Source organism: Alteromonas sp. KUL150 (genome assembly GCF_009811475.1).
Taxonomy (GTDB): domain Bacteria; phylum Pseudomonadota; class Gammaproteobacteria; order Enterobacterales; family Alteromonadaceae; genus Alteromonas; species Alteromonas gracilis.
The window spans coordinates 64671-80094 of sequence record NZ_BLIJ01000044.1; the positions used below are offsets into that span (position 1 = coordinate 64671).

Here is a 15424-nt window from a genome sequence, read left to right on the forward strand (position 1 = left end):
TCAGTGAAGAAGCACGACAATATATACGCGAAGGCACTTAGTAAAGTAGACGACTTTAAATTTGACGAGTCTGTCGTTGATGTTTTTCCCGACATGATTCAACGCTCTGTGCCTGGATATGAAACCATCGTCCATACTATCGGAGAACTGGCTAAAGTCGCGGTAACGCCTAACTCGATGGTTTATGATCTCGGATGTAGCCTTGGTGCTGCGAGCTTATCGGTGTCAAGAGCGGTAAACGCTGCGTCATGCAAAATAATCGGTGTCGATGCGTCAGAGGCGATGGTTGAGCGCTGCAAGCGTGTTGTGCAGACGTTTACACTTCCCAATCCTATACAAATTCAACATGATTTTGCACAAAATGTTGATATTCAAAACGCCTCATTGGTTATTATGAACTTCACCCTCCAGTTTATTCCACCCACCGATCGAGAAGCTCTTCTTCAAAGCATTTTCGATGGCTTGAACCCTGGCGGTATGCTTGTGCTGTCTGAGAAAATTCGCCACCCTTCCCTCGCCGGTAATGAGTTGCTTGTAGACTTGCACCATCAGTTCAAGCGAGATAATGGATACAGTGAATTAGAGGTAAGCCAAAAGCGAGCGGCACTGGAAAAAGTCATGCTCACTGATACGTTCAATGAACATGAAATGCGCCTGACAAAGGTCGGCTTTTCAGATGTTGTCATGTGGTACAAGTGCTATAACTTCACATCAATGGTTGCCATAAAAGCTTAAGTGCTGCCAATAACCCTCAAGCAAAGCTTCAATAAATATACAGAGATAACCATGACTAAACTTGAACAGATTTGGTTTAACGAGTGTTATAAGTCGTTAATAGACAGCCCACTTTCACACTGGCTACAGACGCTACCTTCGTTAATGGACGCATGGCAGCGAACGGCTAAACACGGAGAGTTTGACAAGTGGTGTCGGTTACTAAACAAACTTCCAAAGACATTGCCTAGCTACATTGACCTTACATCGTCCGTTTCCATTGGTAGTCATGCCGATGTTGATGAATACACGAAGAAACAGATAGAAGGTCTTTTGAAGCAATTTATGCCGTGGAGGAAAGGTCCCTTTCACCTCCATGATATACATATCGATACAGAATGGCGTTCTGACTGGAAATGGGATCGTGTATCACCACACATTGCATCGCTTAAAAACAGAAATGTATTAGATGTTGGCTGTGGTAGTGGTTATCACATGTGGCGTATGCTCGGTGAAGGCGCAAGCAGAGTTATTGGTGTCGATCCCACACAACTGTTTCTAATTCAATTTCACGCAATTAAGCACTTTGTTCGTAACACCGATGCATCGAGTGAAAATATACATTTCCTTCCCATGGGCATTGAGGACATGCAACCACTTAAAGCCTTCGACACGGTTTTTTCTATGGGCGTGTTGTACCATCGAAAAGATCCAATGGCTTTTTTACAACAATTAAAAGATCAGTTGAGAAAAGGCGGAGAGCTCGTTCTTGAAACGCTAGTAGTAGACGGTGATGAGAATACGGTGCTGATGGCCGGGGAACGCTACGCTCAAATGAGGAACGTATGGTTCTTGCCAAGTACAGACGCTCTTTCTGTATGGCTAAGCCGGTTGGGATTTGAAAATATCCGTGTCGTAGATGTTAATCACACTACGCTTGACGAACAGCGGTCAACACCCTGGATGGATACCCAATCTTTGAAAGATTTTCTCGATCCGGAAGATATTACTCGCACCATAGAGGGTTACCCTGCACCACAACGAGCCGTTATTGTTGCAAACAAGAAGTAGAAACTAACATCCATATTCAATAACGCTATTGGCACAATTGTTGTTACCTCACTTACTATTGAAAGTGTGAATTCTGCATTGATTGAGGTAACAATATGGATATACATGGCTTTTTAACTACGCATCAATTGCCAAGTAGTTATGCAGAAATTGCACAACAATGGTTCAAACCATTATGCGAACGACTAATTGAGCACCAAAAAGGGGCAAGCAGTCCCCTTATTGTTGGCATTAATGGTAGCCAAGGTTCTGGGAAATCTACGCTAACCAGCTTTATTGAAACCTACCTCTCGTCTGTTCATGGAAAACGGGTAGTTTCGCTGTCTATCGACGATTTCTATTTTGACCAAAGCCAACGAAACGCGCTCGCGATAAAAGTTCACCCGCTTCTGAAGACCCGAGGCGTTCCGGGGACACATGACGTTACTTTGGCGCTAAATACATTTCGTAGTTTAGATAAAGGTGCGCGAACGCTGCTTCCTCGATTTAATAAAGCAACGGATAACCCCTTCCCTCAAGCACAATGGCCTGTCATAGAAGTTAAACCTGACTTCATCATACTTGAGGGCTGGTGCGTGGGTGCCATTCCACAGTCGAATTCCGAAATTAAAAAGCCAATCAACCACTTAGAAGAAGTTGAAGACCCTTTAGCAATCTGGCGTTCCTTTGTAAACACAGAACTTGCTGGTGATTACCAAACGTTATTCGAGAAAATCGACTATCGTATTATGCTAAAGGCACCTAGCTTTGATTGCGTGTATCAATGGAGGCTAGAACAGGAACATAAACTTGCAGCCAAAGCCTTGAAAGAAAGAGACGGAGTAATGTCTGACGAAGAAGTGGCAAACTTTGTGCAACACTATCAGCGCATCACGGAGAACGCGTTGCAGTACTTGCCTGAAAAGTGCGATACGGTGTTCTACCTTGATGAAAAAAGAACAATAACTGAACAGGACGTAAAACAATGACGAAAACGCTTGTTTTCACCGATATGGACGGCACGCTGTTAGACCACCATACCTACTCTTTTGAGGCGGCGAAACCGGCTTTGACGGCATTAGAAGAAAAAGATATCCCCGTTATACCTACTACCAGTAAGACATTTGCAGAGCTACAACCATTGCGGGAGAAGATTGGTCTTGATGGGCCATTCATTATTGAAAATGGCGCCGCTGTTTTTATTCCGCATGGTTTCTTTAAGCAAAAGCCCACGGGCACTATTTGGATTGATGGCTACTGGTGCAAAGCATTTATTTCCAATAAAAATTACTGGATTAAACTGCTAGAAAAAATGGGTAGTGAGTTTGACGGCAAGTACAAACAGTTTTCTAAAATGTCGGTCCAAGAAATCCAAGATTGCACAGGGTTAGACGAACTATCAGCATCGCTCGCTGCAAAGCGTCAATTTGGCGAACCTGTTTTATGGCTTGGCACGGACGAAGAGAAAGAACGCTTTCTAAAAGTTGTCAAAGACCGAGGAGCATTTCCTCTGGAAGGCGGCCGTTTTATCCATATTTCAGGTAATTGTGATAAAGGCCAAGCACTTAAGTGGCTGGCCAGTGAATACCAAAAACAACATATTACTAAAGTTAAAACAATCGCCCTTGGCGACGGTAAAAACGACGTGGCAATGCTTGAAGCAGCGCACGTTCCAATCCGCATTTTATCACCGGTAAATCCTCCACCTGCAGTAAAAAAAGAAGAGGTCTATACCAGCACCCTAACCGGCCCTGAAGGCTGGAACGAAATGCTTACTCAATTATTATCCCTTTGATCAGGAGGACACATGGCTGATTTTTATCAAAATGGTGTGGTTACTACGTTACATAACTTGGCTCGTCGTCCCACCGAAGAGCTTGAAGCCGAACTGCTACAGTTTTCTCAAAAGCGCCCAATGGCACTTATTCTTCCTTCACTTTTTTCTGAACTAGAAGGTGACGCACTTCCCCATATTGTCAATGAGTTAACAAACGTTCCCTATTTGTCAGAGATTGTTATTGGCCTTGACCGTGCAAATCAAGATCAGTACAAACATGCACTTAAGTTTTTTGGCAAACTGCCTCAGCACCACAGAATACTTTGGAATGATGGGCCTCGACTTAAAGCGCTAGACGAGGAGCTTCAGGCACAGGGCTTAGCGCCAAAAGAGTTAGGTAAAGGTCGTAATGTGTGGTACTGCATGGGTTATGTACTCGCGTCAAACCGCGCAGAATCGGTAGCACTGCACGATTGCGATATTGTTACCTACAACAAGGACCTGTTGGCAAAGCTTATCTACCCTGTTGCAAATCCAATGTTTAACTACGAGTTTTGTAAGGGTTATTACGCCCGCGTAGCTAATGGCAAAATTAACGGCCGTGTATCTCGCCTTCTTGTTACGCCACTATTGCGCGCCCTTAAGCGCATCATGGGTGACAATGAATATTTAGAGTTTATGGACAGTTTTCGTTATCCACTGGCCGGTGAGTTCTCGTTTAGACGCGATGTATTAAACGATATTCGCATTCCAAGCGACTGGGGTTTGGAAATTGGTGTACTTTCAGAGATGCACCGCAACTATTCACATAATCGTCTTTGTCAGGCCGATATTTGCGATATTTATGATCACAAGCATCAAGATCTTTCGCTTAATAACGACCAAGGCGGCTTATCTAAAATGTCTATAGACATTACGAAAGCGATATTCCGTAAGTTGGCGACCCAAGGCTACACGTTCAGCAATGAAATGTTCCGCTCTATCAAAGCGACCTATTTCCGTATTGCGCTAGACTTTATTGAAACCTATCACAATGATGCGGTTATGAACGGCTTGAACTTAGACATCCACAGTGAAGAAAAAGCGGTCGAGATGTTTGCCAGCAATATTATGAAAGCGGGTCAAAACTTCTTAGAAAATCCTATGGAAACGCCTTTTATTCCAAGTTGGAATCGCGTGACCAGTGCGGTACCTGATATTTTAGAAAGATTGTTAGAAGCGGTTGAAGCTGATACTGCAGAATTTATGGAGTAAGTAATATGGCATGGGAGCACCTCCATGACAAAGTAAAGCACCATTTAGAAAGCATTTATGCCGATGTAGCGCTAGACGTCTCGTATGAGACGCTAGCCACTCAGTTATTAAATACGATAGGTATTCAACAACAAACCGACATAGCTTCCCCTAAATCGCACTACAACTACTGGGATGAAGACGACATTGTCATGATCACCTATGGTGATAGCATTGTTGACGAAAACGAACGCCCTCTTGTCACGCTGAACAAATTTTTGCATCGCTATTGCAAGAACACCGTAAATAACGTGCATATCCTCCCATTCTTTCCCTATAGCTCGGACGATGGATTCTCGGTTATCGATTATTCAACAGTAAATGAAGCATTAGGTACTTGGGATGATATTGAAGCCATCGCTAAAGACTATGGCCTCATGACAGACTTAGTGATAAATCACTGTTCAGCACGAAGCGCTTGGTTCGATAATTTTATAAAAGGCCAAGGGCCTGGGTCTGATTTTTTCTTCACAGCGGACCCAGCTGATGACTTGTCTATGGTGACACGTCCACGAGTGTCTCCTCTACTTCGCGAAACAGAAACAGCAGAGGGAACCAAGCATGTTTGGTGTACCTTTAGTCACGATCAGGTAGATTTTGATTTTAGAAACCCAAAGGTACTTTTAGCGTTCATCGACATTATCAAACTTTACATTGATAAGGGCGCCAAAATATTTCGTTTAGATGCGGTGGCATTTTTATGGAAAATTGTCGGCACTAGCTGCATTAACTTGTTTCAAACCCACGAAGTCATCCGTTTGATAAGAACATTAATAGAGCATGTTGACCCGTCAATCATAATCATCACTGAAACTAATATTCCTAACAGGGAAAACCTCACCTATTTCGGTAATGCAAACGAAGCCCATGCTATCTATAATTTTTCCCTTCCCCCACTGCTGGTTAATACGCTGGTTAGCGGAGACTGCACCTATCTTAAAAACTGGATGATGAGTATGCCGCCCGCTCAAAACGGTACCGCATATTTCAACTTTATAGCTTCGCATGATGGAATTGGTCTTCGACCCGCTGAGGGTTTGCTAAGCGATGAGGAAATATCTGATTTAGTTCACGCTATGCAGCATTTTGGTGGAAAGGTATCGTGGCGCGCCTCTGAGCACGGCCAACAGAAACCATACGAAATCAACATCACCTTGTTTGATGCGCTTCAAGGCACGATAAAAGGCCCTGACAAATATCAGGTTGACCGCTTTATTTGCGCTCATGCCATCATGTTGGGCATGGAGGGCATTCCTGGTATCTATATTCATAGCTTATTGGGTACCTCTAATGACTATGAAAAAGTGGCTAATACCGGGCAAAATCGCTCTATCAATAGGAAGCGCTGGCACTTTAATGAGCTAGAGGCATTGCTAGATTCTCCGTTCTCTCAGCATCACAAAGTCTTGACCCGTATTTCTCAATTGATCCGCATCCGTAAAGCACAGCCAGCATTTCACCCCAATGCAACGCAGTTTACGCTACAGTTAGGAAACCAAATCTTCGGCTACTGGCGCCAGAGTTTAGACCGGAAACAAAGCATATTCTGCATTAGCAATATCAGTGATGAAGAGCAAACTATTCTGTTATCCGATATCAACTTGATAGGCACTGATAATTGGATAGATCTCATCACTCGCGATGAAATAGCGCTATCCAGCGGTTTCTTACAAATGAAACCATACCAAGTTCTTTGGATCAGTAACCAAGATTTTGAATAAATCAACTGACTAACTTTTATACCGCGGTAAGGATACTGCGGTGTTATGATTAACATCTCATTTCAAAATGCACATTTGCCATGCGCGATATTAATACATTTTTATTTGACCTTGACGGCACATTGGTAGATTCGGCACCGGATTTGGCGACATCTTTAAACCTCACGCTTGCCGAATTAGGCAAAGCTCAATTCTCCTTACCTGAAATTAGAGGTTGGGTGGGCAATGGCGCAAAAATGCTTGTGCATAGAGGGCTATCTGGCAGCCATGAGGTTGATAATTCTATTCCAGAGACTTACCTAAACAACGCGCTTGAGGTCTTCCTTCGCCACTATGAAAAATATGTTTGTGACGCTTCAACCCTCTATCCTAATGTAAGCGATACCTTGCACACGCTAAAACAAAATGGATTTAATCTCGCTCTGGTAACAAACAAGCCGAAAGCATTTGTTCCCGCTATTCTTAAAAATTTCAGCATTAATCACTTATTCGACCTATGTATTGGTGGCGACTCACTTGAAGAAAAGAAACCGTCTCCGCTCCCCCTTTTACACGTATGTGAAGTGCTTAACGTGTCTCACTCTCAATGCGTGATGGTAGGAGATTCTAAAAACGATATTCTTGCAGCTAAAGCGGCCAATATGAGAAGTATTGGCCTTACTTACGGCTACAATTACGGGCAAGACATTTCAATTTTCCATCCTGACTGGGTGATGGATGACATCGGCAACATGTTGGATATGTTAAGCCTTAGTCATTAACGCACTGAACGTTTAACAACTTTTCAAAAATTTACCGAGCAAACGTCGCCATTAGCCAGCTGACTATACTTAATTTCACACGTTAACTTTTGGTATAACGTGTTTTTTTCTGTAATATCCGCCTGTTAAACAATTTCATGGAGTTTTTGGTATGTCATCTAAATGGCTTTCGCTAGAAGAAGCCCTCACAAAAGCATTGGACGCTGCCAAAGCAATAACCGACGTTGAACAAGTGAGTATTTTTGACGCACATAATCGCATTTTGGCGCAAGATGTTGTAGCAAATGTAGACGTACCACCATGGGATAATTCTGCGATGGACGGCTATGCCGTTAACACTGAAGAACTGGAACAGACGGCTACATCAAAGCTGGAAGTACAGGGTGTTATTACAGCAGGCATGCGCGCAGATACTCCCCTTCAACCCGGTAGAGCATTCAAAATTATGACGGGAGCGCCCGTTCCTGAAAATGCTAACGCGGTTGTAATGATAGAGAACACCTCGGAATTCGAGGGCGCAGTGGTGATAAACAAACGCCCTATCGCACAAGAAAATATTCGTAAAAAGGCGAATGATATAGCACGCGGCGACGCGCTTGTAAAAAAGGGAACGCGCTTACATGCTGAGCACCTAATGTTGCTATCTTCACAGGGTAAAAATACGGTAGACGTTATACGAAAACTTCGCGTTGGCGTTGTAGCTACAGGGTCGGAATTAGCTGCGCCAGGCTCAGCACGTGCAGATACTCAAATTTATGAATCAAACCGCGTAGGCGTTAGTAGCATCTTACAAAACGAAAACCTAGAACTCATTGATTTTGGTATTGTGGAAGACGACGAGACCTCTTTACGTAAACTATTTACCGATGCAAGCTCACGAGTGGATGTAATGGTAAGTAGCGGAGGCGTATCCGTAGGCGACGCAGACTATGTGAAGGATATTATTGCAGAATTAGGCGCCATAGAGTTTTGGAAGATAGCGGTAAAGCCAGGCAAACCATTCGCTTTAGGCAACATCAATAACACGTTATTTTGTGGCCTTCCTGGTAATCCAGTGTCTTCATTTGTAACAGCCAAATTGCTTGTGGTACCAATTATCAAGAAAATGCAGGGGCAATTAGATGCCTACACGCCATTTTCTGTGAGCGCTACTATCACAACCACACTTAATCGTCGTGCCGGACGCCGAGATTTTCAGCGCGCAACCATGGTTAAAAATGAGTGCGGCGATTGGGAAGTGACCCCCTTCAAATCCCAAAGTTCGGGGGTGATGACCTCTATTACGTCAGCAAATTGCTTAATGGTTGTGCCCGAGGATGTCAGTGAATTGCAGGTAGGCGACAAAGTTGAAGTTATGCCTCTTCACTTTTAGCCTGGGCAAGATTTAACAACATAGAATAACTCACATTTCCTCGCTTTTGGCTGATAGCCAAAAACGTTAATACGCCTTACAGATTACCCCCTGTAGTCTGGCAAATACTTAAGAGACACATTGTCGTGATTAAAAAACGCTTTCTTCTAGAAGGTCGAGACATTTTAAAACTCGCGTGGCCATTGCTGGTGGCGCAAATAACGCAAATGCTGATGGGTGTTAGCGATACCATTATGGCTGGGCGCTACAGTGCAACGGATATGGCAGCCGTAGCGCTCGGTTTTAGCATTACCGTACCACTGCTATGCTTTATTCAGGGTATCGCTTTAGCCCTACCTCCCATCATATCTCGTCTACAAGGTAATAAAAATTTAAGCGGCATTGCCGATGCCAGTCAACAGGCTGGCTACTTGGTGTTCTTCGTAGGATTAGTGATCGCAGGGTTAATACCGTTTACCGAGAGCATTGTTGCACTATTCCCAATGGCGCCAGCGCTATTTAGCATTACCGTAGACTATGTGCTTTATGTACTGTTTGCCATGCCTGGTTTTGCTCTTTATCAATGGCTCAGGAACTATTGCGAGGGATTAGGTAAAACAAAGCCAACCATGATCATTACCGTCATCGGACTTATGGCAAACGTAGTGGGTAATTATCTTTTCATTTATGGCGTAGGACCGATCCCCGCCATGGGGGGAGCAGGTTGCGGCATAGCGACAGCCATTGTTATTTACACTATGCTTATCGCTACCATTATTTATGTACGCTTCGCTCCTGCGCTTCAGAAATATAACTTGTTTGGGCAAATGTACAAACCCAACATGGTGACCATAAGCCGCACATTTAAAATGGGATTGCCTATCGCAATGACCATTTTATTTGAAGTGACGCTATTTTCAGTGGTGGCATTATTACTTGCACCTTTTGGGGCAACAACGGTGGCTGCACACCAAGTTGCGCTGAACTTCTCAGCGCTAATGTTCATGTTTCCTATGAGTATGGGCATGGCCGCGGCTATCCGCATAGGGTATCGAATAGGCCAAAACAATCAACGTCAGGCTCAGATCGCAGCTCGTGCAGCTATTCTCATTGGCTTTTGCACAGCCGCATGTACCGCTAGTTTTACTCTTTTAGCGAAAGGATTCATCATAGGCTTATACACTAGCGATGAAGCAGTTTACACGTTAGCCAATGCACTGCTTATTTATGCAGCCCTATTCCAATTGTCAGATGCGGTTCAGGTTATCTCAGCTAACGCGCTGCGAGGCTACAAAGATACCACGGCCATGTTTATTATCACGTTTATCTCATACTGGCTGATTGGCTTGCCAACCGGTGTAATTTTGGGAAGAACGAACTGGATAACGGCAGAGCCCATGGCTGCTGCAGGGTTTTGGATTGGTTTTATAGTGGGCCTAAGCGCAGCGGCCGTTATGTTAGGCGCTCGTCTGCTTTATATTCAGCGCCCTAGTAATGCGGCAAGATTAAGGGCACTTTAGCCGATAACGTTCATTAAGCGTTATCGGTTAGTCTTCATGAGTGGCTCGATTTCTTGGCATTGCTATATTGGCCCAGTCTTGTGGTACATCTATATCAAACTGGGCATTGGGCGTAGGTATCGCAACGACTTTCCCTTTTTTCATGTATTTTCTGATAATGGGTTTAGCGCCTGTGTCTCCCTCAAGCGTAAGAAGCTCGCCGAATAAAGCCTTAGGAAATATGGCCGGTACCGTAAGCCGTGCCTCTGAACCATTCAGAGTTTCGTTTCCACTGTTTTTAGCTTTCCATTCACAGCACACAATTTTATCAGGGTTATTTTGCGACGCTTGGATCAAGTTTGCTAAATCCTGCTCTGCTAAACACGGTAAGTCTGCCAAAGAAATGAGCAAGTGGCTCGGCGAGTAGCTACGGCTCGCGTGTTCTGGACCGTGTAAGCCGCTGTGGTTATTGCCATTTGATTTTGGCGCTATTGTCTCGGAAACCGAACAGGATACTGTTAAAATATGCTGCAATCCAAAACGAATACTAGACGCAATCCCCTCTTCCCACTGTGTATTGTGTACAAGGTTAACCGGACAGTGGCTTAGCTGTGTTTCTAAACTTTCATGCCATTTGCCCGCAACTAGGGTAACCTGATTCGTTTTATCGAATAAACCTTTATGACTTACTTCAGAAACCGCGGCTTCGCAATTGGTGACTTGCGTATTTGTATGTGCCGTTTTCGCATTTAAAAGCACACGTAGACTGTGCTCAACGAGAGGTAGATTTGATTCAGGGTGCTCAGATAAAAGTTTATTCCCCCCGTAACGCGCACTTCGACCTCCGGCAAGTAATAAAAACGCCAAATGATAGCTTTCAGTATGCAACGTTTACGCACCCTTTAATGTTTAGTTTAACTGCGGTCATAAAGCATGACTTGGAATTACTTATAAAAAGCGCCCTGTGCGGGCGTTTTTTCAAACGTGGATAGTGCTAGAAGTTGAAAGCCGCACGCAAGCTGTTAATACGCTACAGCTAAATTGTGGCAAACTCACGGCGCTTTTTCACACGAGCTCTTACCATAAAAGCACAAATCAACGGCTTCGGCTAAGCCCTTTAATAGCCGCCGTTAACCCCTCGAGAGTGAGCCCGTACATTCGGTCTTCCATTATTTCTCGCATTATTTTGACTGACGAATAATAAGGCCAATAGTTTTCAGGCTGAGGGTTGAGCCATACGGCATTATTGAAATGATTCAATATACGCTGCATCCATACACTGCCTGGCTCTTCGTTCCAATGCTCTACACTGCCCCCTGGATACGTAATTTCATACGGCCCCATGGTAGCGTCGCCAACAAAAATAACCTTATAGTCTTTACCGTAGCGGTGAATGATATCCCAAATAGGAATGCGCTCTTTGTTGCGACGAAGATTATCTTTCCACACTTCTTCATAAACGCAGTTGTGAAAGTAAAAGTACTCTAAATATTTAAACTCGGTCTGCACTGCTGAAAAAAGTTCTTGGGTGCTCTTAACGTGAGGGTCCATAGAGCCTCCCACATCAAAAAACATCAGTACCTTTACCGCGTTGTGACGCTCAGGGGCCATATGGATATCAAGCAAACCGCCTTTTTTAGCGGTTTCACCGATGGTTGTATGCACGTCAAGCTGTTCACTGGCACCCGTGCGGGCAAACTTACGCAACTTTCTCAATGCCACTTTAATGTTACGGGTCCCCAATTCCACATCTGAACTCAGGTTTTTAAACTCGCGTTTATCCCATACTTTAGCCGCAGAAAACTTCCTATTACCCTTCTGACCAATTCTCACGCCCTCGGGGTTGTCGCCATAGGCACCAAAGGGTGAAGTACCGCCCGTACCGACCCATTTATTTCCACCTTGGTGACGCTTTTCCTGTTCTTCTAAGCGTTTCTTCAAGGTTTCCATCAGTTCGTCTAGACCGCCCGCTTTACGCAATGCTTCTCGTTCCTCTGGGCTTAGGTTTTTCTCAATTTCCTTGCGTAACCACTCTTCGGGAATGTCTTTGCCAAACAGGTCAATAGACTCAACCCCTTCAAAATACTCAGCAAACGCCCTATCGAACTTATCGTATTGGGTCTCGTCTTTAACCATAATTGTACGCGACAAACTATAAAAGGCTTCAATGTCGGCATACACCACGTGCTTTTCAAGCGCACTCAGCAAATCAAGTAACTCGCGCAGCGTGGTTTTAACCTGATATTTTCGCAGTGTATAAAAAAACTGAATAAGCATTAGCGACGCGCCATAAAGACCAGTTTTTCAAACAAATGAATGTCTTGCTCATTTTTAAGTAAAGCGCCGTACAGTGGCGGTATTGCTGCTTTACCGTCTTTTGAATGCAGCGCTTCTGGAGGAATATCTTCAGCAACAAGAAGCTTTAACCAATCGATGAGTTCTGACGTAGAAGGTTTCTTTTTAAGTCCTGGGACATCGCGAATTTCGAAAAAAGCTTTTAACGCTTCATCAAGCAGCTTCTTCTTTAAATCAGGAAAGTGCACATTCACAATTTCTTGCATGTCATCTGGATTCGGGAACTGAATATAGTGGAAAAAACAGCGGCGTAAGAATGCATCTGGCAGTTCTTTTTCATTGTTCGACGTGATGATAACAATAGGACGCTGTTTCGCAACAACACGCTCCTGTGTTTCGTACACAAAGAATTCCATCTTATCGAGTTCTAAAAGCAAGTCGTTAGGAAACTCAATGTCAGCTTTATCAATTTCATCAATCAATAGTACCGGACGCTTTTCTGCACTAAACGCTTCCCACAACTTACCTTTTACGATGTAGTTGCCAATATCGTGTACGCGGTCATCACCTAATTGAGAGTCGCGAAGGCGAGATACTGCGTCATATTCATACAAACCTTGCTGCGCTTTTGTGGTCGACTTGATGTGCCACTGAATTAGCTCGGTTCCCAGGCTTTCGGCCAATTCCTCTGCAAGCATGGTTTTGCCCGTACCGGGTTCGCCCTTGATTAAAAGCGGGCGCTCAAGCGTGATAGCTGCATTTACAGCCAACTGTAAATCTTTGGTTGCGATATAATTAGACGTGCCACTGAAAGCCATTATTGTTGTACTCCGTTTAATTTTTCGTCTTTGCTAGTTTAGCTATGATATCAAGGGCTTCATATGATTTCCCATCGATATAACATATAGCTAAAAAGCACTTTGCATTTTTATAAATGGGACCAATGATATAGGGGTATAACGAAATCCCCTAATTTAGGCTGTGAATTATTAACTATCACAGGCGTTGAATTATTAACTACTAAAAAGGTCGTACAGATCACGACAGAAGGGGTTTCCTTTAAATCAGGAACGAGGTAAAGATTTATAATGAACGTATTTGACGACCACTCCCTATCTATTGGCCGCACGCCGCTAGTAAAATTGAATCGCGTAACATCAGGTAATGTTTACGCAAAAATCGAGTCGCGCAACCCAAGTTTCAGTGTTAAATGCCGCATCGGTGCTAACATGATTTGGGATGCAGAAAAGCGCGGTGTTTTAACTGAAGGCAAAGAAATTGTAGAGCCTACAAGTGGCAATACCGGTATTGCGTTAGCCTTTGTTGCAGCCTCTCGCGGCTACAAACTTACGCTTACAATGCCTAGCAGCATGAGTTTAGAGCGTCGTAAGCTGTTAAAAGCATTGGGTGCAAACCTAGTCCTTACTGAAGCGCCAAAGGGTATGAAAGGTGCGGTTGCCGCTGCACAAGAAATTGTGGCATCAGACCCAGATAAATACGTATTGCTACAACAATTCGACAACCCGGCTAACCCGGCCATCCATGAAAAAACCACGGGCCCAGAAATTTGGGAAGATACCGATGGTAAAGTTGACGCATTCGTAGCGGGTGTAGGTACGGGCGGTACAATTACCGGAGTTAGTCGTTATCTTAAAAATACCAAGGGTAAAGCTATTACTTCAGTAGCAGTAGAACCGACAGATTCACCAGTTATCACGCAGGCCCTTGCTGGTGAGGAGCTAACTCCTGGACCACACAAAATCCAAGGCATAGGCGCTGGTTTCATTCCTGGTAACCTAGACCTAAGTTTAATCGATGAAGTTGAACAGGTTTCAAACGAAGAATGTATGGAAATGGCGCGCAAACTTATGACCGATGAAGGTATTCTTGCGGGTATTTCATCAGGTGCAGCAGTTGTTGCAGCAAAACGCTTTGCTGAACGCCCAGAGAACAAAGACAAAATTGTTGTTGTATTGTTAGCAAGCGGAACAGAGCGTTATTTAAGCAGCCCACTGTTTGCTGGTGCCTTCGACGAGCAAGAAGAAGTTCAGTAAACCCAACTGCAGTTGTATTTGATAAGCGAGGCTCAATGCCTCGCTTTTTTATATCTTACGTTTTCTTCTATTCGCCCTACTCTGCTCCTAATTTAGCGCTCGCCCCTTCTTTCAACTTTGCTTTTTAACTGAATGTTGTGAATAATCAACATGAGAGTGATTGAAGTACTATGTGTGTTGACTTCAATGGGATATAAAACTATCAATAAGAAACGGAGCTCTTAAAATTAAGGTAATCCAAATGAAAACGCGTATGTGGTACGCCCTTACAGGGCTTTTTACAGTTTTGATGCTATCTGCCTGCGGTGAAAAAGAAGAAGGAATAGGTAGATACGGAATGCTTGATGAAAGCACACCCGAATATACAACCGTTATGTTTCTTAAAAGCGTTTACGAAGACGATAACCTTGACAGAGCCATTCGCCTTTCAAGTGAAAAAATGTCGCGAATTTTGACGAGATATCATACAAATAACAACGTACAGCGACATCTACTTAATTTAAAGTACGACACCGTAACAGTAACCCCACAAAGTGCTGGCCAAGTTGGCCGAAGTGAGTTTTCTGAGAAATCAACCATCACCGTTTTTCTTAGCGGCAACTATAACGGTGACAAAGTAGAAGACTTACGTAGCTTAGACTTGATAAAAGAAGGTGGTGAGTGGAAAGTAAATAAAATTCATCCAGATGCCTATTTATAGTCACACCAAACCACTGTTTATTTATACATATTGCCTGCTATTTGCGGCACGCGAAAATAAAAAGGATAGTTTCCGTATTTGACGCCTTTATTATTGTATTTGTTATTTAAAATATTATTTTAGGGTGATATTTTGGTATCACCCTAAATTGATATACGGATTCTTTCCGCCTTGCATAAAGGATTTTTTCCGTATAATAAATTGTTAGG

The 15424-nt window shown here is 43.6% G+C and carries 14 protein-coding genes; 11 read left to right on the plus strand and 3 right to left on the minus strand.

The window, feature by feature from the left end; all coding sequences use genetic code 11:
• The first annotated feature begins 3 nt into the window (after positions 1 to 3).
• From cmoA to GVO62_RS10545, 9 genes are all read left to right on the plus strand, one after another.
• On the plus strand, positions 4 to 735 hold the full coding sequence (cmoA, locus tag GVO62_RS10505) for a carboxy-S-adenosyl-L-methionine synthase CmoA (protein ID WP_159119161.1): 732 nt from the start codon (positions 4 to 6) through the stop codon (positions 733 to 735).
• A 51-nt stretch (positions 736 to 786) separates the two neighbouring features.
• Positions 787 to 1785, plus strand: coding sequence for a tRNA 5-methoxyuridine(34)/uridine 5-oxyacetic acid(34) synthase CmoB (cmoB, locus tag GVO62_RS10510; protein WP_159119163.1), 999 nt, complete (start codon positions 787 to 789; stop codon positions 1783 to 1785).
• A gap of 95 nt (positions 1786 to 1880) precedes the next feature.
• Entirely contained in the window at positions 1881 to 2753 is an 873-nt protein-coding gene (locus GVO62_RS10515; RefSeq protein WP_159119166.1) for a kinase, read from the plus strand.
• Positions 2750 to 3559 carry an HAD-IIB family hydrolase gene (locus tag GVO62_RS10520; RefSeq protein ID WP_159119168.1) on the plus strand — a complete coding sequence of 270 codons (810 nt, stop codon included), beginning with the start codon at positions 2750 to 2752 and terminating at the stop codon, positions 3557 to 3559. The genes GVO62_RS10515 and GVO62_RS10520 overlap by 4 nt, the downstream gene beginning before the upstream one ends.
• 12 nt (positions 3560 to 3571) lie before the next feature.
• The gene (locus GVO62_RS10525; RefSeq protein ID WP_105931425.1) at positions 3572 to 4795 is read left to right on the plus strand and encodes a glycosyl transferase; all 1224 of its coding nucleotides are present in this window, start codon (positions 3572 to 3574) and stop codon (positions 4793 to 4795) included.
• Between the two features lie 5 nt (positions 4796 to 4800).
• Positions 4801 to 6555, plus strand: a complete 1755-nt coding sequence (locus tag GVO62_RS10530; protein WP_159119170.1) for a sugar phosphorylase — start codon at positions 4801 to 4803, stop codon at positions 6553 to 6555.
• 80 nt (positions 6556 to 6635) lie between these two features.
• Positions 6636 to 7316: a phosphoglycolate phosphatase gene (locus GVO62_RS10535; protein WP_159119172.1), complete on the plus strand. Its 681-nt coding sequence runs from the start codon at positions 6636 to 6638 to the stop codon at positions 7314 to 7316.
• A gap of 151 nt (positions 7317 to 7467) precedes the next feature.
• Entirely contained in the window at positions 7468 to 8688 is a 1221-nt protein-coding gene (moeA, locus tag GVO62_RS10540; protein ID WP_159119174.1) for a molybdopterin molybdotransferase MoeA, read from the plus strand.
• A gap of 125 nt (positions 8689 to 8813) precedes the next feature.
• Positions 8814 to 10187: an MATE family efflux transporter gene (locus GVO62_RS10545; RefSeq protein WP_159119176.1), complete on the plus strand. Its 1374-nt coding sequence runs from the start codon at positions 8814 to 8816 to the stop codon at positions 10185 to 10187.
• Positions 10188 to 10214: 27 nt separating this feature from the next.
• On the opposite strand, the gene GVO62_RS10550 is transcribed toward GVO62_RS10545, so the two are convergent.
• The 3 genes from GVO62_RS10550 to GVO62_RS10560 form a co-directional block, all read right to left on the minus strand.
• On the minus strand, positions 10215 to 11033 hold the full coding sequence (locus GVO62_RS10550) for a nucleotidyltransferase family protein (RefSeq protein WP_236547126.1): 819 nt from the start codon (positions 11031 to 11033) through the stop codon (positions 10215 to 10217).
• 228 nt (positions 11034 to 11261) lie between these two features.
• The gene (locus GVO62_RS10555) at positions 11262 to 12443 is read right to left on the minus strand and encodes a vWA domain-containing protein (RefSeq protein WP_159119180.1); all 1182 of its coding nucleotides are present in this window, start codon (positions 12441 to 12443) and stop codon (positions 11262 to 11264) included.
• Positions 12443 to 13279, minus strand: coding sequence for an AAA family ATPase (locus GVO62_RS10560; RefSeq protein ID WP_159119182.1), 837 nt, complete (start codon positions 13277 to 13279; stop codon positions 12443 to 12445). The genes GVO62_RS10555 and GVO62_RS10560 overlap by 1 nt, the downstream gene beginning before the upstream one ends.
• Before the next feature lie 270 nt (positions 13280 to 13549).
• On the opposite strand from GVO62_RS10560, the gene cysK reads away from it, so the two are divergent.
• Together cysK and GVO62_RS10570 are read left to right on the plus strand one after the other, a co-directional pair.
• On the plus strand, positions 13550 to 14515 hold the full coding sequence (cysK, locus tag GVO62_RS10565; RefSeq protein ID WP_105931433.1) for a cysteine synthase A: 966 nt from the start codon (positions 13550 to 13552) through the stop codon (positions 14513 to 14515).
• 241 nt (positions 14516 to 14756) lie between these two features.
• Positions 14757 to 15215 (plus strand): hypothetical protein, encoded by a 459-nt coding sequence (locus GVO62_RS10570; protein WP_159119184.1) that lies wholly within the window; start codon positions 14757 to 14759, stop codon positions 15213 to 15215.
• Positions 15216 to 15424 lie beyond the last annotated feature (209 nt).

Excerpts from the sequence above, each read along its gene's own strand:
- GVO62_RS10520 (WP_159119168.1), top strand. The coding sequence starts at position 2,750 with ATGACGAAAACGCTTGTTTTCACCGATATGGACGGCACGCTGTTAGAC.
- GVO62_RS10555 (WP_159119180.1), bottom strand. The coding sequence starts at position 12,443 with ATGCTTATTCAGTTTTTTTATACACTGCGAAAATATCAGGTTAAAACC.
- GVO62_RS10525 (WP_105931425.1), top strand. The coding sequence starts at position 3,572 with ATGGCTGATTTTTATCAAAATGGTGTGGTTACTACGTTACATAACTTG.
- GVO62_RS10560 (WP_159119182.1), bottom strand. The coding sequence starts at position 13,279 with ATGGCTTTCAGTGGCACGTCTAATTATATCGCAACCAAAGATTTACAG.
- moeA (WP_159119174.1), top strand. The coding sequence starts at position 7,468 with ATGTCATCTAAATGGCTTTCGCTAGAAGAAGCCCTCACAAAAGCATTG.
- cysK (WP_105931433.1), top strand. The coding sequence starts at position 13,550 with ATGAACGTATTTGACGACCACTCCCTATCTATTGGCCGCACGCCGCTA.
- GVO62_RS10515 (WP_159119166.1), top strand. The coding sequence starts at position 1,881 with ATGGATATACATGGCTTTTTAACTACGCATCAATTGCCAAGTAGTTAT.
- GVO62_RS10570 (WP_159119184.1), top strand. The coding sequence starts at position 14,757 with ATGAAAACGCGTATGTGGTACGCCCTTACAGGGCTTTTTACAGTTTTG.
- GVO62_RS10535 (WP_159119172.1), top strand. The coding sequence starts at position 6,636 with ATGCGCGATATTAATACATTTTTATTTGACCTTGACGGCACATTGGTA.
- GVO62_RS10530 (WP_159119170.1), top strand. The coding sequence starts at position 4,801 with ATGGCATGGGAGCACCTCCATGACAAAGTAAAGCACCATTTAGAAAGC.
- cmoB (WP_159119163.1), top strand. The coding sequence starts at position 787 with ATGACTAAACTTGAACAGATTTGGTTTAACGAGTGTTATAAGTCGTTA.